The 20,992-nt window shown below is 62.8% G+C and carries 17 protein-coding genes; 9 read left to right on the top strand and 8 right to left on the bottom strand.

Annotated elements, in window-relative coordinates; all coding sequences use genetic code 11:
- Window positions 1–14: 14 nt before the first annotated feature.
- Genes hemL through QRN46_RS24415 form a run of 3 tightly spaced genes read right to left on the bottom strand, consistent with a single transcriptional unit; the run spans window position 15 to window position 2,754 of the window.
- Entirely contained in the window at window positions 15–1,298 is a 1,284-nt protein-coding gene (gene hemL / locus QRN46_RS24425; protein ID WP_201818739.1) for a glutamate-1-semialdehyde 2,1-aminomutase, read from the bottom strand.
- A 10-nt stretch (window positions 1,299–1,308) separates the two neighbouring features.
- On the bottom strand, window positions 1,309–1,932 hold the full coding sequence (gene thiE / locus QRN46_RS24420) for a thiamine phosphate synthase (protein ID WP_011336080.1): 624 nt from the start codon (window positions 1,930–1,932) through the stop codon (window positions 1,309–1,311).
- A gap of 24 nt (window positions 1,933–1,956) precedes the next feature.
- On the bottom strand, window positions 1,957–2,754 hold the full coding sequence (locus tag QRN46_RS24415) for a hydroxymethylpyrimidine/phosphomethylpyrimidine kinase (protein WP_011336079.1): 798 nt from the start codon (window positions 2,752–2,754) through the stop codon (window positions 1,957–1,959).
- Between the two features lie 304 nt (window positions 2,755–3,058).
- Here QRN46_RS24415 and QRN46_RS24410 point away from each other — a divergent pair, with 304 nt between their 5' ends.
- The 4 genes from QRN46_RS24410 to QRN46_RS24395 all read left to right on the top strand — a co-directional run bounded on the left by QRN46_RS24410 (window position 3,059) and on the right by QRN46_RS24395 (window position 9,419).
- Window positions 3,059–5,407: a hybrid sensor histidine kinase/response regulator gene (locus QRN46_RS24410; protein WP_285357768.1), complete on the top strand. Its 2,349-nt coding sequence runs from the start codon at window positions 3,059–3,061 to the stop codon at window positions 5,405–5,407.
- Window positions 5,408–5,502: 95 nt separating this feature from the next.
- Window positions 5,503–7,152, top strand: coding sequence for an acyl-CoA dehydrogenase family protein (locus QRN46_RS24405; protein ID WP_011336077.1), 1,650 nt, complete (start codon window positions 5,503–5,505; stop codon window positions 7,150–7,152).
- 59 nt (window positions 7,153–7,211) lie between these two features.
- A complete protein-coding gene (amn, locus tag QRN46_RS24400) occupies window positions 7,212–8,711 on the top strand; it encodes an AMP nucleosidase (RefSeq protein ID WP_011336076.1) in 1,500 nt (499 codons plus the stop codon).
- 72 nt (window positions 8,712–8,783) lie between these two features.
- Window positions 8,784–9,419: a pseudouridine synthase gene (locus QRN46_RS24395; RefSeq protein ID WP_236676572.1), complete on the top strand. Its 636-nt coding sequence runs from the start codon at window positions 8,784–8,786 to the stop codon at window positions 9,417–9,419.
- On the opposite strand, the gene QRN46_RS24390 is transcribed toward QRN46_RS24395, so the two are convergent.
- Together QRN46_RS24390 and QRN46_RS24385 are read right to left on the bottom strand one after the other, a co-directional pair.
- On the bottom strand, window positions 9,414–9,623 hold the full coding sequence (locus QRN46_RS24390) for a DUF2788 domain-containing protein (protein WP_003228500.1): 210 nt from the start codon (window positions 9,621–9,623) through the stop codon (window positions 9,414–9,416). The two genes, QRN46_RS24395 and QRN46_RS24390, sit on opposite strands and share 6 nt — an antisense overlap.
- A gap of 106 nt (window positions 9,624–9,729) precedes the next feature.
- The gene (locus QRN46_RS24385; protein ID WP_007909658.1) at window positions 9,730–10,209 is read right to left on the bottom strand and encodes an Lrp/AsnC family transcriptional regulator; all 480 of its coding nucleotides are present in this window, start codon (window positions 10,207–10,209) and stop codon (window positions 9,730–9,732) included.
- A gap of 455 nt (window positions 10,210–10,664) precedes the next feature.
- On the opposite strand from QRN46_RS24385, the gene QRN46_RS24380 reads away from it, so the two are divergent.
- Window positions 10,665–11,708: a DUF6515 family protein gene (locus QRN46_RS24380; RefSeq protein ID WP_011336074.1), complete on the top strand. Its 1,044-nt coding sequence runs from the start codon at window positions 10,665–10,667 to the stop codon at window positions 11,706–11,708.
- On the opposite strand, the gene QRN46_RS24375 is transcribed toward QRN46_RS24380, so the two are convergent.
- Together QRN46_RS24375 and pmcY are read right to left on the bottom strand one after the other, a co-directional pair.
- Entirely contained in the window at window positions 11,702–12,598 is an 897-nt protein-coding gene (locus QRN46_RS24375; RefSeq protein WP_011336073.1) for a cation diffusion facilitator family transporter, read from the bottom strand. The two genes, QRN46_RS24380 and QRN46_RS24375, sit on opposite strands and share 7 nt — an antisense overlap.
- A gap of 15 nt (window positions 12,599–12,613) precedes the next feature.
- The gene (pmcY, locus tag QRN46_RS24370; protein WP_011336072.1) at window positions 12,614–13,033 is read right to left on the bottom strand and encodes a periplasmic Zn2+ metallochaperone PmcY; all 420 of its coding nucleotides are present in this window, start codon (window positions 13,031–13,033) and stop codon (window positions 12,614–12,616) included.
- Between the two features lie 108 nt (window positions 13,034–13,141).
- On the opposite strand from pmcY, the gene hrpB reads away from it, so the two are divergent.
- Window positions 13,142–15,661 carry an ATP-dependent helicase HrpB gene (gene hrpB / locus QRN46_RS24365; protein ID WP_285357759.1) on the top strand — a complete coding sequence of 840 codons (2,520 nt, stop codon included), beginning with the start codon at window positions 13,142–13,144 and terminating at the stop codon, window positions 15,659–15,661.
- A 3-nt stretch (window positions 15,662–15,664) separates the two neighbouring features.
- Here the strand turns inward: hrpB and QRN46_RS24360 are convergent, their stop codons facing one another.
- Window positions 15,665–16,579: a LysR family transcriptional regulator gene (locus QRN46_RS24360; protein ID WP_007958716.1), complete on the bottom strand. Its 915-nt coding sequence runs from the start codon at window positions 16,577–16,579 to the stop codon at window positions 15,665–15,667.
- A gap of 239 nt (window positions 16,580–16,818) precedes the next feature.
- Here QRN46_RS24360 and QRN46_RS24355 point away from each other — a divergent pair, with 239 nt between their 5' ends.
- The 3 genes from QRN46_RS24355 (at window position 16,819) to QRN46_RS24345 (ending at window position 20,991) form a co-directional block, all read left to right on the top strand.
- Complete coding sequence (locus QRN46_RS24355; protein WP_011336070.1) at window positions 16,819–18,312, top strand: aldehyde dehydrogenase; 1,494 nt, start codon at window positions 16,819–16,821, stop codon at window positions 18,310–18,312.
- Window positions 18,313–18,344: 32 nt separating this feature from the next.
- Window positions 18,345–19,715 carry an aspartate aminotransferase family protein gene (locus tag QRN46_RS24350; RefSeq protein WP_011336069.1) on the top strand — a complete coding sequence of 457 codons (1,371 nt, stop codon included), beginning with the start codon at window positions 18,345–18,347 and terminating at the stop codon, window positions 19,713–19,715.
- Between the two features lie 298 nt (window positions 19,716–20,013).
- Window positions 20,014–20,991, top strand: a complete 978-nt coding sequence (locus tag QRN46_RS24345) for an ABC transporter substrate-binding protein (protein WP_201818737.1) — start codon at window positions 20,014–20,016, stop codon at window positions 20,989–20,991.
- Window position 20,992 lies beyond the last annotated feature (1 nt).

The following is a 20,992-nucleotide window of genomic DNA, read 5'->3' as shown; positions in this document are numbered from 1 at the left end:
AGCGGCGGGGCGTTTTACTTCAACTTGGCGAAGGCGCGTTCGGCGGCGTCGAGGGTCAGTTTCAGCTCGGCTTCGCCATGGGCGATCGAGGTGAAACCGGCTTCGAAAGCGCTCGGTGCGAGATATACGCCACCTTCCAGCATCAGGTGGAAGAAGCGACCGAACAGCGCCGCATCGCTGGCCATCACGTCTTCAAAAGTAACAATGTCGTCGGCACCACTGAAGTACAGACCGAACATGCCGCCCGCCTGGGTGGTCACGAACGGAATGCCGGCGGCATCGGCGCGCTGTTGCAGGCCGTCGAGCAGGCGCGTGGTGTAGTCGGTCAGCTCGGCGTGGAAGCCCGGACGGCTGATCAGACGCAGGGTGGTCAGGCCGGCAGCCATCGCCAGCGGGTTACCCGACAAGGTGCCCGCCTGATAGACCGGGCCCAACGGCGCGATGCGCTCCATGATCAAGCGCTTGCCGCCGAAGCAACCGACCGGCATGCCGCCGCCGATGATCTTGCCGAAGGTGGTCAGGTCCGGGGTTACGCCGTAGTAAGCCTGGGCGCCGCCGAGGGCGACGCGGAAACCAGTCATCACTTCGTCGAAAATCAGCACCACGCCGTGCTTGTCGCACAGGCTGCGCAGGCCTTCGAGAAAACCCGGCGCCGGCGGTACGCAGTTCATGTTGCCGGCCACGGGCTCGACGATGATGCACGCCACGTCCTGGCCGACTTCGGCGAGCATTTTTTCAACGGCGTCGATGTCGTTGAACGGCAGGGTCAGGGTGTGTTTGGCGAACGCTGCGGGTACGCCGGCAGAGCTTGGTACGCCTTGGGTCAGTGCACCGGAACCGGCCTTGACCAGCAGGCTGTCGGAGTGACCGTGGTAGCAGCCTTCGAACTTGATGATGCTGTCGCGGCCGGTGAAGCCACGGGCCAGACGGATTGCACTCATGGTCGCTTCGGTGCCGGAGCTGACCATGCGCACCATCTCCATCGACGGCACCAGCGAGCAGACCAGGTCGGCCATCTCGGTTTCCATCGCGGTCGGCGCGCCGTAGGACAGGCCGTGCTGCAACTGGTTGCGCACCGCGTCCAGCACGTCCGGGTGGCTGTGGCCGAGGATCATCGGGCCCCACGAGCCGACGTAATCCACATAACGCTTGTCGTCTTCGTCAGTGACGTAGGCGCCTTCGGCGTGCTTGAAGAACAGCGGCGTGCCGCCAACGCTCTTGAACGCGCGTACCGGCGAGTTCACGCCACCGGGAATGTGTTTCTGGGCGTTGGCAAACAGGGTTTCGGAACGAGACATGATCGGGCTCTCAGACTTTTAGTAATTCATTGAAGGCGCGGGCGCGGCGGGTCACTTCGGCGGTGCTGTTGGCGCCGAACAGGCCATGGACCACGGCCAGCAGATCGACACCGTGGGCCACCAGCGGCGCGGCGTTGTCGAGGGTGATGCCGCCGATCGCGCAGATCGGCAGGTGCAGGGTGCGTTTGGCCTCGTCGAGCAGATCGAGGCTGCAACTCGGTGCACCGGGTTTGGTGTTGGAGTTGAAGAAACGACCGAAGGCGACGTAACTCGCGCCTTCCCTGGCGGCCTGTTCGGCCAGTTCAAGCTGCGCGTGGCAGGTCGAACCGATGATTGCCTTGTAGCCGAGCAGGGCGCGGGTCGGCGACAGCGGGCCGTCGGTCTGGCCCAGGTGCACGCCGACGTTCAGGCGTGCGGCCAGTTCGGCGTCATCGTTGATGATCAGTTGCGTCTTGTAGCGTTCGCACAGATCGCGCAGGGCTTCGGCCTCACGCAGACGGCGGGCTTCGTCGCTGCTCTTGTCACGGTATTGCAGCAGGGTGACGCCGCCTTCCAGCGCCGCCTCCACGTAGGACAGAAACTTGCCGGCCAGCAACTGGCTGTCGGTGATGGCATACAGGCCACGTAGTTTCATCGCGCAGACCTCAGGCTCGAAACATCAGGAACAGAAATCCAGCGGCAGGCGACGCGGCACGAACTGGCCTTTGCCCAGCTGTTCGGCATCGCGCAGGGTGCGCCAGGTGTAATCCAGTGCCGTGCGTACGGCGCTGGCAAGGTTTTCGCCCAGTGCCAGGCGGCCGGCAAGCGTGCTGGCCAGGGTGCAACCGGAGCCGTGATAGCTGCCCGGCAAGCGCTGGCACTTGAAGGTTTCGCGCAGGCCGTCGCGGCTGTACAGGCGGTTATGGATTTCGCTTTCGTCGCCGTGACCGCCAGTGATCAGCAGGTTCTTGATGAACGGCAGGAGTTTTTCAGCGCACTCGTCCGCGGTGCCTTCCGGCAGTTCGGCAAGGATCCGGGCTTCGGGAAGGTTGGGGGTGGCGATGATCGACAGCGGCAGCAGGCGTTCGCGCATGGCGTAGCCGACTTCGTCCTTGCCCAGGCGTCCGCCGCCGCCGGCACGCAGCACCGGGTCGCAGACCACTGGCAAGTGCGGGTGCGCCTGAAGCAGTTCGACGACGGTGTCGACCATTTCCAGGGAACCGAGCATGCCCAGTTTCACTGCCGCGACTTCGGAGTCGTTGAGCACGGCATTGGCCTGGGCCAGTACCCACTCACGGTCGAGGACGCGAAAGTCAGTGACGTTGACGGTGTCTTGCACGGTCAGGGCGGTGACGGCCGGAGCCGCATGGCAACCCTGAGCGAGCAGGGCTTCGATATCTGCCTGCAAGCCGGCGCCACCACTGGGGTCGTGGCCGGAGAGACAGAGGACAACGGGGCGTGAGCTGTAGATATTCATGGTGCGCGAGCTTACCACCAAACCTGTTTTCCGGGTGTTGTGGCGCAGTGCGCGGCCGATAACACGGGTAGCGAGATCCACAGCGCTTGTCACAATCTGACCGAGCCAACAGCTCTAGCCCGGTATTTTGCTCTGGAACGCCCGTTCTAGAGCCTTTGTGGGAAAAATTTCCATGGTGCTCAATGGCCATCAACGGCTATGCTAGAGTGGATCCAAACCAATAACAGGTAATACCGGTTTTACGTCATCTCAAAGGGAATGGGGGGCTTCCTGACACAACCGGCCAAGCCACGCTGGGGCTTCAATGCGCTATTTGTTGATGTTGCTGTTCTGCTTGCCCCTCCTGGCAAGCGCCGTCGAGTTCGACGAGTTCACCCAGAGCCTCCCCCTGGGTCGATCCCTGCAAGTGTTCGAAGACCCGAGCGGTCAGGCGAGCATTGCCGACGTCTGCGCGCAAGCCGCCGCCGGAAACTTCAAACCCCATGACAAAGCCACGCTCAATGCCGGTTATTCGCGCTCGGCGTTCTGGCTGAAGATCGACCTGCATTACCGCCCGACCAATCCGTCGGCGCAGCGCAGCTGGTTGCTGGAGCTGGCGTATCCGCCGCTCGATCATCTCGACCTGTATCTGCCCGATGCGGCCGGCGACTACCGTCTGGTGCGGCAGACCGGGGACGCCTTGCCGTTCGCCAGTCGCGAGATCCGCCAGAACAATTACCTGTTCGACCTGGCGTTCAAGCCGGATCAGCAACGAACCGTTTATCTGCGGTTGTCCAGCGAAGGCTCGATCCAGGCGCCGGTGACGTTGTGGTCGAGCACCGCGTACCTTGAAGACCAACCGGTGCGCCTGTATGTGCTGGGGATCATTTATGGCGTGCTGCTGGGGATGCTGGTCTACAACCTGTTCATCTACCTCAGCGTGCGCGATACCAGTTACCTCTATTACATCTTCTATATCGCTTCGTTCGGCCTCTATCAGCTGTCGGTCAATGGCGCGGCGGTCGAGTATTTCTGGCCGGACAACCCATGGTGGGCCAACGCCGCCACGCCGTTCTTCATCGGTTGCGCGGGGCTGTTCGGCAGCCAGTTCGCCCGCAGTTTCCTGCAGACCAGGAACCACAGCCGCTGGCTCGATCGCCTGCTGATCGCCCTGATCGCGTTCGGCGCCATGGTGATCGGCCTCTCGTTGATGACCAGTTATGGCCTGGCCCTGCGTCTGGCGACGACCCTGGCGCTGACCTTCACCGTGGTGATCTTTGCCGCCGGGATCCTCGCCTGGTGGCGCGGCCTGCGGGTGGCGCGTTATTTCATCATTGCCTGGTCGGCGTTCCTGATCGGCGGCATCGTCAACACCATGATGGTGCTGGGCCTGCTGCCGAATGTGTTCCTGACCATGTACGCCAGCCAGATCGGTTCGGCCATTGAAGTGGCGCTGCTGTCGCTGGCGCTGGCCGACCGCATCAACGCGATGCGCGAACAACAGGCGCAGACCCTGTTCGATGCGGGCCAGAAGCTCGAAGTGCTCAACCAGCAACTGGCCCATAGCAACAAGCTCAAGGACGAATTCCTCGCGACCCTGACTCACGAACTGCGCACGCCGATGAACGGTGTGATCGGTTCGCTGGAGCTGATGCAGACCGTCGAACTCGATCCGGAACTGGAGCAATACCAGCAGACCGCCGCCGGTTCGGCGCGGGACATGATGCGCATGGTCAACGGCATCCTGACCCTGACCGAATTGCAGGCCGGCAAGCTCAAGGCCACACCGGGCAGTTTCAGCCTGCGCGGGGTGGTCGAGGCGTTGCGGATGCAGTTCGATGGCAACGCTTCGAGCAAGTCGCTGGACTTCAAGGTCGACGTGCTGCCGACCCTGCCGGATCGCCTGCATGGCGACAGCGCCAAACTCGCGCAATGCCTGGAGTGCCTGCTGGACAACGCGATCAAGTTCACCCGCGTCGGCGGTCTGGCATTGCGGGTCACCGGCAAACCGTCCACGGACAATCGGCTGGCGCTGTCCTTCGCGGTGATCGACACCGGCATCGGTTTTACCGATCTGGGCGAGGCCACGCTGTATCAGCGGTTCTTCCAGCTCGACGGTTCGATGACCCGCGAATACGGCGGGCTGGGTGTCGGTCTGGCGATCTGCCGTCAATTGGTGGAACTGCTCGGCGGCAAGCTCACGCACCGTTCCGAACCGGGGAGTGGCAGCCGCTTTCAACTGGATGTCGAGTTTGAGTTGCCGGAAGTGGAAGCCGTGCCCGCGTTCAGCCGCGACACCGTGCGTGCGCCGCAGGATTGCACCGTGTTGCTGGTGGACGACAACAGCGTCAATCAATTGGTGATGCGCGGCATGTTGCTCAAGCTCGGTTTCCGGGTGCGCACCGCCGACCACGGCGCGGCGGCGCTCGACTGTTTGCAGCGCGAGCGCTTCGATGCCGTGCTGATCGATTGCCAGCTGCCGCCGCTCGACGGGGCATCGCTGTGTTGCCAGATCCGTGACCTGCCGGGATGCGCCCATCTGCCGGTGTTCATGATCGCGCTGGGGGCGGATCGCGAGCATTGTGCGTCGGGTGGCTCGATCGACTACCTGAGCAAACCGGTGAAATTCGAGGATCTGCAGGTGGCGATGCAGCGGCGGGTGTTGAGTTGCTGACAGGGTGAAAGCGCCGGCATTTCGGCCGATATGACACTTTGATCGGTTCCGGTGCGGTGCTTAACTGAAGCTCTGGCCGATCAAGGAGCCCCGTCATGAACCTGCATCAGTTCGCCGAAACCCACGAAGTCACCAACCAGCCACCGTCGCTGGACGGCACCAACCTGTACCGCATTGATCTGCCATTGCAGGAGTGGTCGCGGCGGTTCGGCGCTGGCTGGGCCGAGTCGCGGATCGATGCCTACGGCGCGCTGGCCGGCGGGCCGCTGATGGAGGCCGGGTTCCTTGCCAACCAGAACAAACCGGTATTTGCCAGCCATGACCGCTACGGTCATCGCATCGATCTGGTGGAGTTTCATCCGGCGTATCACGAGCTGATGCGCACTGCCATTGAACATGGCCTGACGTCGTTGCCCTGGGCTCATCCACAGGACGGCGCCCATGTCGCCCGCGCTTCCATGAGCTATCTGCACAGTCAGGCCGAGGCCGGCAGTGGTTGCCCGCTGACCATGACCTTCGCCAGCGTTCCGGCGATGCGTTTGCAGCCGAATCTGGCCGAGCATTGGCTGCCGAAAATCCTCGCCACCGAATACGACCCGCGCAATGTCGGCATGGCCCACAAGGCCGGCGTCACCATCGGCATGGCGATGACCGAGAAACAGGGCGGCACCGACGTGCGTGCCAACACCACCAAGGCTTATCCGGTCGGCGCCAGTGGCCCGGGCCAGGCCTATGAACTGGTGGGGCACAAGTGGTTCTGTTCGGCGCCGATGTGCGATGCGTTCCTGACGCTGGCGCAAACCGACAAGGGCTTGAGCTGCTTCCTGCTGCCGCGCCATCGCCCGGACGACACGCGCAATCAGTTCTACATCCAGCGCCTGAAAAACAAACTCGGTAACCAGTCCAACGCCTCCAGCGAAGTGGAGTTCCGTGGTGCGCTGGCGTGGATGGTCGGTGAGGAAGGGCGCGGCGTGCCGACCATCATCGAGATGGTGGCGATGACCCGTTTCGATTGCATGGTCGGCTCCAGCTCGCTGATGCGTCAGGCGCTGACCCAGGCCAGCCATCACTGCGCCCATCGCAAGGTCGGTGGCAAACTGCTCAGTGAACAACCGCTGATGCAGAACGTGCTGGCCGATCTGGCGCTGGAAAGCGAAGCCGCGCTGGCGCTGAGCCTGCGCATGGGCAAGGCGCTGGATCATCTCGATGACCGCCATGAAGCGCAGTTCGCCCGGTTGGTGACAGCGGTGGGCAAGTACTGGATCTGCAAACGCGCGCCGGCAATGATCAACGAAGCCGCCGAATGCATGGGCGGCGCCGGGTATGTCGAAGACAGCATCCTGCCGCGTTTGTACCGCGAGGCGCCGGTGAACTCGACGTGGGAAGGCTCCGGCAATGTGCAATGCCTCGACGTGTTGCGCGCCTTGTCGAAAGAGCCGGGCGTGCTCGATGTGTTGTTCAGCGAGTTGGGCGACGGCCATGGCGACAAGCGACTGGCCGCGCACATTCAGCAATTGCAGGCGCAGTTCAAGGACACCAGTGACATTCAGTACCGCGCTCGGCAACTGACCGAAGACATCGCTTTGGGACTGCAAGCGAAGCTGCTGCTGGAGGCCGGGAATTCGGCGGTCAGCGATGCTTTTATCGCCAGTCGCCTGAGCGGTGGCGGCCGGGTCTACGGCGCGTTGCCGCGCGGGTTGGATGTCGAAGCCATCGTCGCTCGCTCCACACCACAAGGTTTCTGAAGGGGGATCGCGACAAAGCCATTACGCCACTGTTTCCGTGACGCCACGATGCAGGCAAGATGAAGCTCTGCAAGTCAGAACACAGGAAGCTGATCGTGACCGAAGCGTTTATTGTCGTTCAAACCGCCGAACAGGCCGTGGATCGTCTCGCCGAGCTGCATGAGCGGGCCACCACGGCGCTGAACTCGGCGCTCAAGCGTTATCTCAAGGATCGCGTCGAGCCCGACGCCGAGCAACGTGCCCTGTTCCGTTATCCCGAACTGCGTCTGACCTACCACTGCCAGGGCGAAGTCCCGCAGACCACCCGCGCCTACGCCAAGGTGCAGTTGCCGGGTACTTACAGCGTGACCGTTACCCATCCGAAGGCGTTTCGCAAATACCTGCTCGAGCAGCTCACGCCGCTGATGCACGACTTCACCGTGACTGTCGAAGTCGGAGTCAGCGGGCAGAACATTCCGTACCCGTACGTGGTCGAGCAGGGCGATGAACTGGCCGGCTCCGGTGTCACTGCCGCCGTGCTGGCGCGAGTGTTCCCGAGTACCGACCTGTCCGCCGCCACCGATGGCATTGCCGACGGGCTCTACGACTGGGAAAACACCGATCCGCTGCCGCTGGCGCTGTTTGACGCCGCGCGCGTCGACTTCTCGCTGCGTCGTCTGGTGCACTACACCGGCAGCGACTGGCGCCATGTGCAGCCGTGGATTCTGTTGACCAACTATCACCGTTATGTCGACCAGTTCATCGTCCATGGCCTGGAACAACTGCGCCGCGACCCGCGTTTCGTGCGCATGGTGTTGCCGGGCAACGTGATCATCGAAAAAGGCATGGATCATGGCGAAGCCTCGGCGATTGCGGCCGGCGTGGTCTGGCACCGCTATCAGATGCCGGCCTATCACCTGATCGCCAGCGATGGCCACGGCGTGACCTTGGTCAATATCGGCGTCGGCCCGTCCAACGCCAAGAACATCACCGACCACCTGGCTGTGCTGCGTCCGCATTGCTGGCTGATGATCGGTCACTGCGGCGGCCTGCGTCAGTCACAGACCATCGGCGACTACGTGCTGGCTCACGCTTACATGCGTCGCGACGGGATTCTCGACCGGGTAGTGCCGCCGAACATTCCGATTCCGGCCCTGGCCGAAGTGCAACTGGCGTTGCAGCAAGCGGCGGCCAACATCACCGGCGAAAAAGGCGAAGAGCTGAAGAAGCGCCTGCGCACCGGCACCGTGCTGACCTACGACGACCGCAACTGGGAATTGCGCTGGGCCCAGGAGCGACCGCTGATCAACCTGTCCCGCGCCGTGGCCGTGGACATGGAAAGCGGCACCATCGCCGCCCAGGGTTATCGCCTGCGGGTGCCGTACGGCACGTTGTTGTGTGTGTCGGACAAGCCGCTGCACAGCGAAATCAAGCTGCCGGGTTCGGCCAACGCGTTCTACGAACGTGCGGTCAGTCAGCATTTGAAGATCGGTATCGAAGCAGTGGATCTGCTGCGCACCGAACTCAATTCGCTGCACTCGCGCAAACTGCGCAGCTTCGACGAGCCGCCGTTCCGCTAACGGTTTGTCGTGGTCATTTGGCGGTCGGGGCACTAGCATTGTCAGCCCTGATCGCTAAATGTCTTCTCTCTTATGTCCCGTCCCCAACGTCCGCCTTCCCGCCGCCCCGGCGCGAAGCCAGCTTCTTCAGCCCCGCGCCGTGTCGCCAAGGCACCGCCCGCTGAGCCGAAGCTGATCCTGTTCAACAAACCGTTCGATGTGCTGACGCAATTCAGCGACGGTGAAGGGCGGGCGACGCTCAAGGATTACATCGACATTCCGGGTATTTACCCGGCCGGACGGCTGGACCGCGACAGCGAGGGTTTGCTGCTGCTGACCAACGACGGTCAGTTGCAGGCGCGGATCGCCGACCCCAGGCACAAACTGGCGAAAACCTATTGGGTGCAGGTCGAAGGCCTGCCTACGGCCGAGCAGTTGCAGCGTCTGCGTGACGGCGTTGAATTGAATGACGGCATGACCTTGCCCGCGCAAGCGAGGCAACTGGACGAGCCCGAACTGTGGCCGCGCAATCCACCGGTGCGCTTTCGCGCAACGATTCCGACAACCTGGCTGGAACTGGTGATTCGCGAAGGGCGCAACCGCCAGGTGCGGCGGATGACGGCGGCGGTCGGGCTGCCGACGTTGCGGCTGGTGCGGGTCAGGATTGGTGACTGGACGATCGAAGGGCTCGATCAGGGCCAGTGGAAAGAAGTGCCGGCGCGCTTATAAGGCGCCGGATTCGATCAGGCCGATCACCACGCTTTTGATGATGAACGCGGCCACGCCCAGGCCCAGCACGAAGAACAGAATGAACGAGCCGAAGCGTCCGGCCTTGGACTTCTTCGCCAGATCCCAGACGATGAAACCCATGAAAATGATCAGGATGCTAACCAGACCGGTCATCATCCACTCTTCAAATACTGCTGGATCCATCGGGCATCTCCGGCGCTGCGCGGCTGAAAGGGCGGCCGGGAGTATACGCCAGCGGTGAACGACGCAGCATTGACCTGCGTCGGTGTGCCGCAGTCATTCGTCGATTTCAGCTGCGCAGATGAGTCAGCGGCAGTTCGGTGCTGTTGAGCACCTGATTCAGCACAAAACTCGAGCGCACGCTGGTTACGCCTTCGATCCGGGTCAGATGCCCCAGCAGCAGCTTCTGATAGTGATCCATGTCCGGCACCACCACTTTCAGCTGATAGTCGGCATCCACGCCAGTCACCAGGCTGCATTCCAGCACTTGCGGCAAGGTGCGGATCGCCGCTTCGAAATTCTCGAAACGCTCCGGCGTGTGCCGGTCCATGCCGATCAGCACGTAGGCGGTCAGGCTAAGGCCGAGCATCTTGCGATCGAGCAGGGCGACCTGACGGGAGATGTAACCGTCGTCCTCCAGTTGCTTGACCCGGCGCGAGCACGGGGAGGGCGACAGACCGATGCGCTCGGCCAGTTCCTGGTTGGAGATGCGGGCGTCGCGCTGCAATTCCGCCAAAATACTCAGGTCGTAACGGTCGAGTTTGCTCATCAAACGGTCCTTTGTCTTAACTATTGCGGCGGATTATCTATCCAGGGTTAAAAATTGCGCAAGTGATGTTTATTTGAGCAATCTTCGCAATCATCTGTCGCGGCTCCGGGCCTATTCTTATCACCAGAATCACTGCTCGGTAACACAGTCCACTGCGGCCCGCCCAATCCGGCCCGCCGCGGCCGCCACCCCCACCGGGGTTGTGCCGGCCCCCGAGCTGCACACTGTCCAGAAGACGGCGTGAGGTGAGCCGACGTCAAAAGCGTCGAGCCAGGACGAAGTTCTCTAGAAGGGAGGCCGACGGGTCTCCCTTTTTTCTTGCCCGCGATTTGGCCCATCTCGCTCAATAAATAAATGACGTGACTGATAACCTGTAGCAGAACCCGGTGTGTCCATCCCCGGTCTTAGCTACACGCCCTCTTAATTTCAGGCCTTGGTCCGCAGTGAGGAATTCCATGAAGTCGCGCATCTGGCGTCTGGCCAGTGTTGGTTTGCTGTGTGTGAGTGTCGGTGCGCAAGCGCTGGCGGATGAGCCGCAGAATCGCGGCCCCGACGGCGGCGGACGCGGGCCGGAGCATCAGGGCAGCAATCAGGGCCATGGCGGTGGCAATCAGCCGCACGGTCAGAACAATCCGCAGCGGCAGAACAACGACATCATTCGTGGCGACAACAGCCGCCAGTTCGAGCACAACGGTCAGCAGAACCACGGGCAACCGAACAACGGCCAGTGGCAGAACCAGCCACGTCCGGCGTACAACCCCAACCCGGTGCGCCAGCCGCCACCGCCGCCGCAACTGCCGGCCAATGACCTGCCGATCCAGCCGCGCCCCGACACCGTGCGCCAGACCCAGGAACCTCGTCAGGGTTACTACCGCGACGAGCGCCCGCAGAACGGTTATCACCAGAACTGGCAGACCGGCAACCGCCCCAACGACAACCGCTGGCCGGGTCGTCCCGATGGGCATGGCAACGGTTGGGGCCCCGGCCCGCAGTACCGGCCGGGCCATGTGATCGACCGTTTCCCGGATCGTGACTACCGCGTGCCCTATCGCGGCCAGGACTACTTCTACTCCGGCGGCTACTGGTATCGCCCACAAGGCCCGCGCTACATAGTGGTTCAGCCGCCGCGCGGGATTCGCATCCAGTACCTGCCGGATTACGCCCGTGAAGTGTGGATCGGCGGTTCGCTGCTGTTCCTCGCCGCCGGCTCGTACTACGCCTATCAGGAAGCGACCCAGGATTACGTGGTGGTCGAGCCGCCGGTGCAGCAGCCATCGCAGCCGACCGGCAATGGTTATGACGTGGAAGCCTATCCGGCCAACGGTCAGTCACCGGAGCAGGTTCAGCGCGATGGTTACGAGTGCTATCAGTACGCGGTGCAGCAAAGCGGCTTCAATCCGCGCACCGCGACCTACCAGCCGGCGCCCGAAGTGGTGCAGGCCTACCGCCAGGCCCAGGGCAATTGCCTGAGCAGTCGCGGTTATCAGGTCAACTACTGAGCCCGAGCGGCTTTGACCACTTCCTGCGGGTCGGCGTGCACCAGCACTTCGGCCCGTGGGTAGGCTTTGTGAATGGCATCCGCCGCCTGATCGCTGATGCCGTGAGCCACTGACAGCGTCAGCTCCCCCGGCAGCTCCAGGTGCAACTGCACGAACCAGTGATTGCCGGAAATCCGCGTACGCAAATCATGCGCGCCCAACACGCCCGGTACGCCGCACGCCAGTTCGAGCATGTGCTGACTGACATCCGTCGGCAGCTCTTCATCCATCAGCACCGAAAAACTTTCCCGGGCGATCTGGATTGCGCTCCACAGAATGTATGCCGCGATCCCCAGACCAAACCACGCATCCAGCTGCTCGAAACCCAAACCGGCCAACACCAGCGCAATCAGAATGCTGCCGTTGAGCAACAGGTCCGAACGGTAATGCAGCGAATCCGCCCGCACGGCGTTGGAGCCGGTCTGCTTGATGACCCGATGCTGCAACATCAGCAGCGCCGCCGTCAGCACCAGGGAAAACACGATCACCCCGATGCTCAGCCACGGCGCGCCGAGGGGCTCGGGATTCTTCAGACGCTCATAAGCCTGAAACGCGATCAGCAGCGCACTGCCGCCAATGAACAGCGCCTGGGCCATGCCCGCCAGGGATTCAGCCTTGCCGTGGCCATAACGGTGATCGTCATCCGCCGGGCGCAGCGCGTAATGCACCGCCAGCAGATTGAGCAACGAAGCGATGCCATCGAGGGCCGAGTCGGTGAGGCCGGCGAGCATGCTCACCGAACCGCTCAGCCACCAGGCGATGGCTTTGGCGATGATCAGCGTACAGGCCACCGCCACCGAGGCGCGGGTCGCCAGCCGCAGCAGGCGGGCGTGTTCGGGGCTTGTGGTCATGGGTGCGTCAATTCCTTATGCGGCAGGTTGCAGGCCGAACATCGCCAGTTGCTGGGTGCTGCCCTTGTGCTGGATCAGGCGCGGGTCGTCCAGCGGCAGATTGCGGCCCAGCTCCGTTTCGAGAATAGCCTGCAACTTGAGGTTATCGACTTGGCCGTCCGGGCCGATGGCTTGCTTGAGCCTGGCCGGATCAACTTGCGCCGTGTGGCCCGGTTCGAAATAGATCGCGCCGGTGGCAAAGTCCACGGCAAACGCGATCACGCCCGGAAGGATATAGAACAGCAGGCCCACGGCATCGAGCACGGCGATCGCCGGGTCGATCTTGCCGTCGATCTGGCCGCGCCGGTCGGGATAGAAAATCGAACCGCACGCGGTGATCTGAGTGAGCAGGGTGGCAACCAGTACACCGCCGATCAGGCGAAAAGGTAAGCGCATGGGAATCTCCTGAGTCATCTGTTAACGAAGCGTCATCGTGTGAAGTTAAGACCCTGACGAACGCTCAGCAGTTCGCCGTTATACTCGCCGCTCTGTTTGGGAGCCAGCATGATTTCTTTGCCGATCGACGAAGTTTTACCCGCCCTGCGTGAAGCGTTGGCGACACGCCACGAAGCCGTGCTCGAAGCACCGCCCGGCGCCGGTAAAACCACCCGCGTGCCCTTGGCCCTGCTCAATGAAGCATGGCTGAACGGGCAGACCATTCTCATGCTCGAACCGCGTCGACTGGCCGCGCGCGCAGCGGCGGAACGGCTGGCCAGCGAGCTGGGCGAGAAGGTCGGTGAAACCGTCGGTTATCGCATCCGCCTCGACAGCAAGGTTGGCCCCAACACCCGCATCGAAGTGGTCACCGAAGGCATCCTCACCCGGCGTTTGCAGGACGACCCGGCACTGGAAGGCGTGGGTCTGCTGATCTTCGACGAATTTCACGAACGCAGCCTCGACGCCGATCTGGCGCTGGCCCTCAGTCTGAACGGTCGCGAGCTGTTTCGAGCTGAACAACCGCTGAAGATTCTGCTGATGTCCGCCACCCTTGAAGGCGAACGTCTGGCCGGTTTGCTCGACAACGCGCCAATCCTGCGCAGCGAGGGCCGGATGTTCCCGGTGACGATGCGCTGGGGCCGGCCGTTTCAGCCCGGCGAATACATCGATCAACGTGTCACGCAAACGGTGCTCGAAGCGCTGCACGATGAAACCGGCAGCCTGCTGGTGTTCCTGCCGGGGCAGGCGGAAATCCGGCGGGTTCATCAGCAACTGGCGGACGCCATTGGTGAGCGCAGCGACGTGATGCTCTGCCCGTTGCATGGCGAACTCGACCTGAATGCCCAGCGTGCCGCCATCGACCCGGCGCCGGCCGGCCAGCGCAAAGTGGTGCTGGCCACCAACATCGCCGAGACCAGCCTGACCATCAACGGCGTGCGCGTGGTGATCGACGCCGGGCTGGCGCGGGTGCCGCGTTTCGACCCCGGCAGCGGCATGACCCGCCTCGACACCCAACGCATCTCCAAAGCCAGCGCTACCCAGCGTGCCGGCCGGGCCGGGCGTCTGGAACCGGGCGTGTGTTATCGCCTGTGGTCGCAGGATCAGCATGAACAACTCGCGGCTTATGGCAGTGCGGAAATCCTTTCGGCGGATCTCGCAGGGCTGGCGTTGCAACTCGGGCGCTGGGGCGTGGCGCCGAGTGATTTGATCTGGCTGGATGTGCCGCCAGCGGCCGCTTATGCACAGGCTCAGGATCTGTTGCAGCGCCTCGGTGCGCTGGACGGTGAAAGCCTGAATCGCCACGGTCAGGCCATGGCTGAATTGCCGGCGCACCCGCGCATCGCTCATTTGCTGTTGCGCGGTCAGGCTCTGGGGCTGTCGAACATGGCTTGTGATGTTGCCGCGTTGCTCGGCGAGCGCGACATTTTGCGCGGTGCGGGGGCGGATCTGCACAGTCGTCTGGTGCTGCTGTCCGGCGAAGAACGCGCGGCCCGCGGTGCTCAGGGCGGCGTGCAGCGTGCCCGGCAACTGGCGCGGCAGTATTACGGCTACCTGCGCGGTAAGGCCAGCGAACCGGTCGCCGACCCGGATCATCCACGCTGGCTCGGCGCGCTGCTGGCGCTGGCCTACCCGGACCGCGTCGCCCAGCAGCGGCGGGCCGGTGGCGCCGAATATCGACTGGCCAACGGCCGCGCCGCGCTGTTCGCCGAACCCGACAGCCTGATGAAGGAACCGTGGATCGTCATCGCCGACCTCGGCAGTCGCCAAGGTCAGCGTGAAGAGCGGATTTATCTGGCGGCGGATTTCGATCCGGCGCTGTTCGATTCGGTGCTGGCGGAACAGGTGCACAACGTCGATCAACTGGACTGGGACGAACGCGAAGGCGTGCTGCGCGCCGAGCGTCAGCGCAAGGTCGGCGAACTGATCCTCAGCCGCGAGCCGCTGACCGGTCTCGACGAAAACGCCCGCAGTCAGGCACTGGTCAATCTGGTGCGGCGCAAGGGGCTGGAGCTGCTGCCGTGGACCCCGGAACTGCGCCAGTGGCAGGCGCGAGTCGCGTTGCTGCGTCAGCTCGACCTGGACGCCAAGGGCGACAGCCAATGGCCGGATGTCAGCGACGCAACGTTGCTGAAAACACTCGAAGACTGGCTGATGCCTTACCTGGGCAAAGTCTCGCGCCTCAGCCATTTCGCCAACCTCGACCTGTCGAGTATCGTGCGTAATCTGCTGCCTTGGCCACTGCCGCAACAGCTTGATGAACAGGCGCCCCATCACCTGAGCGTGCCGTCAGGCTCGTCGATTCGCCTCGACTACAGCGAGCAACCACCGATTCTCGCCGTGCGTTTGCAGGAGCTGTTCGGCCTCGCCGACACACCGCGCATCGCCGGCGGTCGGCAGGTGGTCAAGCTGCACCTGCTGTCGCCCGCACGGCGCCCGGTGCAGGTGACGCAGGATCTGGCCAACTTCTGGCGCAGCACCTATGCCGAGGTGAAGAAGGATCTGAAGGGGCGCTATCCGAAGCATTACTGGCCGGATGATCCGCTGGTGGCTGAAGCCACCGCACGAGCCAAACCGCGCGGTACGTGAGAGTCAGCGGCTGGCCTTCGCGGTCAGCTGCTCCCGACAATAATCGGCAAACAACTGCGCCGGTTTGGTCAGTTGTCCACGTTTGAGCCACGCCGCCACCAGACCTGACCCGGTGACATCTTCGACGATGTCGACGCACACGACTTTCTTGCCGTCGTAGGTGCATTCCGAATGCGGGCGGGTGACCAGGATCGAGAAGCCGAAACCTTGGCCGACCATGCCGCGCACCATTTCGATCGACGGCGAGCTGAACTCGATGCGCGGCGACAGGCCGAGTTCTTCGAACAGGCTGACGAAGTAGGTGCGGCTCGGTTGCACGTCGAGCAGGATCATCGGTTCCAGGCACAAGTCCCGCAGCGAAACCTGCTTGAGCTGGGCGAAGCGGTGATCTGCCGGGAGCAGGGCATAAGGCCGTTGGGCCGGCATCAGCGGTTCGGTTTCGATGGTGGCATCGAGGTCGTGTTTGTAGAGGATTGCCAAGTCGAAGGTGCCCGAGGTCAGGCCTTGCACCAGTTCCTGTTGTTCGCCGTCGCGGATGCGGATCTTCACCCCCGGATACAGCGCCGAGAAGCCCGCAATCAACTGCGGCAGGTACAGCGGCGCGACGGTTTCGAAACAGCCGATATCGATCTGCCCGGCCACCACGTCGTTGTCGGCGAGGGCGTTCTGTTCGAACTCCTTGGCCATGCGCAGCAGTTCCTGAGCCTTGCGGAAGAACCGCGCGCCGCTCGGTGTCAGCGACACGCCCTGAGCGTGATGACGGATCAGCAGTTGCACGCCGAAGCTGTCTTCCAGCCCCTTGATCGCCGTGGAAATCGCCGGTTGCGCGATGTACAGCTTGCGCGACGCTTCGGCGACGCTGCCGCATTCGACGGTGGTGATGAAGTATTTCAACTGACGCAGGTTGTAAGCGGCCACGGTGAACCTCAAAGCGAACGGATTTCACATCCAAGCAATTTGTAAGCCGCCGGCCTCCGTTCTGTCGGCGGTTTTTTTGTCCCTGAACAATAGCCCCATACGCGCGCGAAGGGGCCATCGGCTGGTTACCTTTTTTATTGTCTGCGAAGACATTTTTACTGGTTTTAGCGCGCACGGGCCTGAGCGACTATCGACCCCGCACTGTTCTCAAAAGAATAAAAGTCCAAGGAGCAACCACCGTGTTCGAGCTTGCAGACTGGCAGCGCAAGGCCGCTGAATTGAGCTATCCGTACCAGGCCGTGATCGACGGCAAATTGCGTGCGGCGCAGTCGGGGCAGACCTTTGCCGCGATCAACCCGGCCACCGGCCAGCTGCTGGCAAACGTCGCCGCGTGCGGTGAAGAAGACGTCGATGCGGCGGTGCAGAATGCGCGGCAGGTGTTCGAGGCCGGCACCTGGGCCGGGCGTTCACCGACCGAGCGCAAGCAAGTGCTGCTGCGGCTGGCGGATCTGATTCTGGCCCATCGCGAAGAGCTGGCGCTGCTCGATTCGCTGAACATGGGCAAACCGGTGATGGACGCTTACAACATCGACGTGCCGGGCGCCGCCGGGGTGTTCCGCTGGTACGCCGAAAGCCTCGACAAACTCTACGATCAGGTCGCGCCAAGCGCCTCGAATGTGCTGGCGACCATCACCCGCGAAGCGCTGGGCGTGGTCGCTGCGGTGGTGCCTTGGAATTTCCCGTTGGACATGGCCGCGTGGAAACTCGCGCCGGCGCTGGCGGCGGGCAACTCGGTGATTCTCAAACCCGCCGAGCAATCACCATTCTCTGCATTGCGCCTGGCCGAGCTGGCGCTTGAAGCCGGGCTGCCGGCCGGTGTGTTGAACGTGCTGCCGGGGCTCGGCGAACAGACCGGCAAAGCCTTGGGCTTGCACCCGGATGTCGATTGCCTGGTGTTCACCGGCTCGACCCAGGTCGGCAAATATTTCATGCAGTATTCCGCGCAGTCGAACCTCAAGCAGGTGTGGCTGGAGTGCGGCGGCAAGAGCGCCAACCTGGTGTTCGCCGACTGCCAGGATCTGGATCTGGCGGCGCAGAAAGCCGCGTTCGGGATCTTCTTCAATCAGGGCGAAGTCTGCTCGGCCAACTCGCGGTTGCTGGTGGAGCGCTCGATTCATGACGAGTTCGTCGAGCGACTGAAGGCTCAGGCCGAACGCTGGCAGCCGGGCGATCCGCTGGACCCGGCGAGTGCGGCCGGGGCGATTGTCGACACCCGTCAGACCGAAAGCATTCTGCGCTTCATCCACCAGGCCGAGCGTGAAGGCGCGACCCGCGTCTGCGGCGGGCGGCAGCTAAGTTTCAACGGTTCGGACAACTTCGTTCAGCCGACGATTTTCACCGACGTGCAGCCGCACATGACCCTGTTTCGCGAAGAAGTGTTCGGCCCGGTGCTGGCGGTTATTCCGTTCGATGACGAGGCCCACGCCTTGCACCTGGCCAACGACAGCGTCTACGGTCTGGCGGCGTCGCTGTGGACCGATGATCTGCACCGCGCGCACCGGGTGGCGCGGCAATTGCGAGCCGGTACGGTGTCGGTCAACAGCGTCGATGCGCTGGACGTGACCGTGCCGTTCGGCGGTGGCAAGCAATCGGGTTTCGGCCGCGATCTGTCGCTGCACTCGTTCGACAAATACACCCAGTTGAAAACCACCTGGTTTCAACTGCGCTCATGACAGCCGCTCACAACAAGAAAGGAGATCCGGCGATGACCACCTCACGTGAAACCCGCGACTACCAGGCCGCCGATGCAGCGCACCACATTCATGCGTTCGTCGACCAGAAAGCCCTCAACGACGAAGGCCCACGGGTGATGGTGCGTGGTGATCGCCTGCATCTGTGGGACAACGACGGTCGGCGCTACCTCGACGGCATGTCCGGGCTGTGGTGCACCAACCTCGGCTACGGGCGCAAGGATCTGAACGCCGCCGCGAGCCGGCAACTGGAGCAGTTGCCGTACTACAACATGTTTTTCCACACCACCCACCCGCAGGTGATCGAGCTCTCCGAGCTGCTGTTCAGCCTGCTGCCGGGGCACTACAGCCACGCGATCTACACCAACTCCGGCTCCGAGGCCAACGAGGTGCTGATCCGTACCGTACGCCGTTACTGGCAGGTGCTGGGCAAGCCCGAGAAGAAAATCATGATCGGCCGCTGGAACGGCTATCACGGTTCGACCCTGGCCGCGACGGCCCTCGGCGGCATGAAGTTCATGCACGAAATGGGCGGGATGATTCCCGACATCGCGCACATCGACGAGCCGTACTTCTTCGCCCACGAAGGCAATCTGACCCCGGCGGAATTCGGTCTGCGGGCGGCGCAGCAACTGGAAGCGAAGATCCTCGAACTGGGCGCCGACAAGGTCGCCGGGTTCATCGCCGAACCGTTCCAGGGCGCGGGCGGGATGATCTTCCCGCCGGAAAGCTACTGGCCGGAAATCCAGCGCATCTGCCGCCAATACGACGTGCTGCTGTGCGCCGATGAAGTGATCGGTGGCTTCGGTCGCACTGGCGAATGGTTCGCCCACGAATACTTCGGTTTCGAGCCGGACACCCTGTCCATCGCCAAGGGCTTGACCTCCGGTTACATCCCCATGGGCGGGCTGATCCTGTCGAAGAAAATGGCCGACGTGCTGGTGGAGCAGGGCGGTGTGTTCGCCCACGGTCTGACCTATTCCGGGCACCCGGTGGCGGCGGCGGTGGCGATTGCCAACCTCAAGGCGCTGCGCGATGAAGGCGTGGTGACGCGGGTCAAGGATGACATCGGCCCGTACCTGCAACAGTGTCTGCGCGAGGTGTTCGGCAATCACCCGTTGGTGGGCGATATCCAGGGCACGGGCATGGTCGCGGCGCTGCAACTGGCCGAAGACAAGGCCACGCGCAAGCGCTTTGCCAATGAGAACGACATCGCCTGGCGCTGCCGCACGATCGGTTTTGAAGAGGGGGTGATCATTCGCTCGACACTGGGGCGGATGATCATGGCGCCGGCGCTGATTGCCAGTCGTGAAGAGATTGACGAACTGGTGGGCAAGACGTTGAAAGCGCTGGATCGTACCGCGCAGGAATACGGTCGGCTCTGATTTGAAACCTGTGTGAAACGCTAACAATCGCAGCCTTCGGCTGCGATTTTTTTGAGCTTTGCACCCACCTCGGGCACCCCCGTCCGACACGCCCTTTCGCGGTGCGCACTACCCAGTTTTTTCATCGTTCGCGTCTAACTATTTCCTCGTTTTCCTTACGCCAAGCCTGGGTCAACATCGATTTCGCCAGCCAAGGCATTGCCCGCCAGAGTCCAGCAGAGACCGCAGCGTGCATCCGCGCCGACGAGGCTGGCCGTACTGCCCATGACAACTAAATCAACAGCGTTGGGAGTGCTCCATGAACAAGTCCTTGTTTACCCGTCTTGCATGTCCTCTGGCGATTTCCGCCCTTTCCGTCACCGCCGCCCAGGCCGGCACCTTGTCGATTGGCCACACCACGTGGGTCGGTTACGGCACCCTGTATCTGGCTCAGGATCTGGGCTATTTCAAGGAAAACGGTCTGACCGTCGAATTGCCGGTGGTCGAAGAAGCGTCGATGTACATGGCCGCCCAGGCATCCGGGCAATTGTCCGGCTCGGCCTCGACCATCGACGAAGTGCTCAAGTACCGCCCGCAGTTCTGCTTCAAGGCCGTGGCCGCGCTGGATGACAGCCATGGCGGCGACGGTGTGCTGGTCGGCAAGAACGTGAAGAGCCTGCAAGAACTCAAGGGCCAGGCCGTGGCCGTCAACGAAGGCTCGACCTCGCAGTTCTGGCTCTCGTACCTGCTGAAAAAGAACGGCATGAGGATGAGCGACATCACCGTGCAGAACATGACCGCTGACGATGCTGCCACCGCGTTCATCGCCGGTCGTGTGCCGGCCGCCGTGACTTGGGAGCCGCATCTGTCGATGGTGCGCGACAAGCAGCAGGGCAAGGTGCTGATCGACAGTAGCAGTACGCCGGGGGTGATCGTCGATGTGGTGGCGCTCAATTGCACGGTGATCGAGAAGCAGCCGGAAGACGTCAAGGCGCTGGTCGCCGGTCTCTACAAAGCGGTGCAGTTCACCAAGGACCATCCACAGAAAGCCTACGAAATCATGGCCAAGGGTGTCGGCGGTTACCTGTCCGATCCAAAGGAACTGGCCGCCGCTGCGCAGGGCGTGCGCTTCTACGATCAGGCCATGAGCGAAAAACTCCTTGGCTCGCCGGGCAAGCCGGGTGACAGCGCACCGCTGATCAAACTGGCCAACGAAACCGCCAGCGAATTGCAGGGCAAGCCCTACAACGTCAGCAACGACGATCTGGTGGATAACCGTTTCGTCAGCCCGCTCTAGG

The sequence above is a fragment of the Pseudomonas sp. lyk4-R2A-10 genome (assembly GCF_030209075.1).
Lineage (GTDB): Bacteria > Pseudomonadota > Gammaproteobacteria > Pseudomonadales > Pseudomonadaceae > Aquipseudomonas > Aquipseudomonas glycinae.
Note: the sequence above shows the minus strand (reverse complement) of the source record. Positions and strands in the feature narration are given on the sequence as shown.

What these genes read in the sequence shown, in the direction of transcription:
- hemL (WP_201818739.1), bottom strand. Translation starts at nt 1,298, where the DNA reads ATGTCTCGTTCCGAAACCCTGTTTGCCAACGCCCAGAAACACATTCCC.
- thiE (WP_011336080.1), bottom strand. Translation starts at nt 1,932, where the DNA reads ATGAAACTACGTGGCCTGTATGCCATCACCGACAGCCAGTTGCTGGCC.
- QRN46_RS24415 (WP_011336079.1), bottom strand. Translation starts at nt 2,754, where the DNA reads ATGAATATCTACAGCTCACGCCCCGTTGTCCTCTGTCTCTCCGGCCAC.
- QRN46_RS24410 (WP_285357768.1), top strand. Translation starts at nt 3,059, where the DNA reads ATGCGCTATTTGTTGATGTTGCTGTTCTGCTTGCCCCTCCTGGCAAGC.
- QRN46_RS24405 (WP_011336077.1), top strand. Translation starts at nt 5,503, where the DNA reads ATGAACCTGCATCAGTTCGCCGAAACCCACGAAGTCACCAACCAGCCA.
- amn (WP_011336076.1), top strand. Translation starts at nt 7,212, where the DNA reads ATGAAGCTCTGCAAGTCAGAACACAGGAAGCTGATCGTGACCGAAGCG.
- QRN46_RS24395 (WP_236676572.1), top strand. Translation starts at nt 8,784, where the DNA reads ATGTCCCGTCCCCAACGTCCGCCTTCCCGCCGCCCCGGCGCGAAGCCA.
- QRN46_RS24390 (WP_003228500.1), bottom strand. Translation starts at nt 9,623, where the DNA reads ATGGATCCAGCAGTATTTGAAGAGTGGATGATGACCGGTCTGGTTAGC.
- QRN46_RS24385 (WP_007909658.1), bottom strand. Translation starts at nt 10,209, where the DNA reads ATGAGCAAACTCGACCGTTACGACCTGAGTATTTTGGCGGAATTGCAG.
- QRN46_RS24380 (WP_011336074.1), top strand. Translation starts at nt 10,665, where the DNA reads ATGAAGTCGCGCATCTGGCGTCTGGCCAGTGTTGGTTTGCTGTGTGTG.
- QRN46_RS24375 (WP_011336073.1), bottom strand. Translation starts at nt 12,598, where the DNA reads ATGACCACAAGCCCCGAACACGCCCGCCTGCTGCGGCTGGCGACCCGC.
- pmcY (WP_011336072.1), bottom strand. Translation starts at nt 13,033, where the DNA reads ATGCGCTTACCTTTTCGCCTGATCGGCGGTGTACTGGTTGCCACCCTG.
- hrpB (WP_285357759.1), top strand. Translation starts at nt 13,142, where the DNA reads ATGATTTCTTTGCCGATCGACGAAGTTTTACCCGCCCTGCGTGAAGCG.
- QRN46_RS24350 (WP_011336069.1), top strand. Translation starts at nt 18,345, where the DNA reads ATGACCACCTCACGTGAAACCCGCGACTACCAGGCCGCCGATGCAGCG.
- QRN46_RS24345 (WP_201818737.1), top strand. Translation starts at nt 20,014, where the DNA reads ATGAACAAGTCCTTGTTTACCCGTCTTGCATGTCCTCTGGCGATTTCC.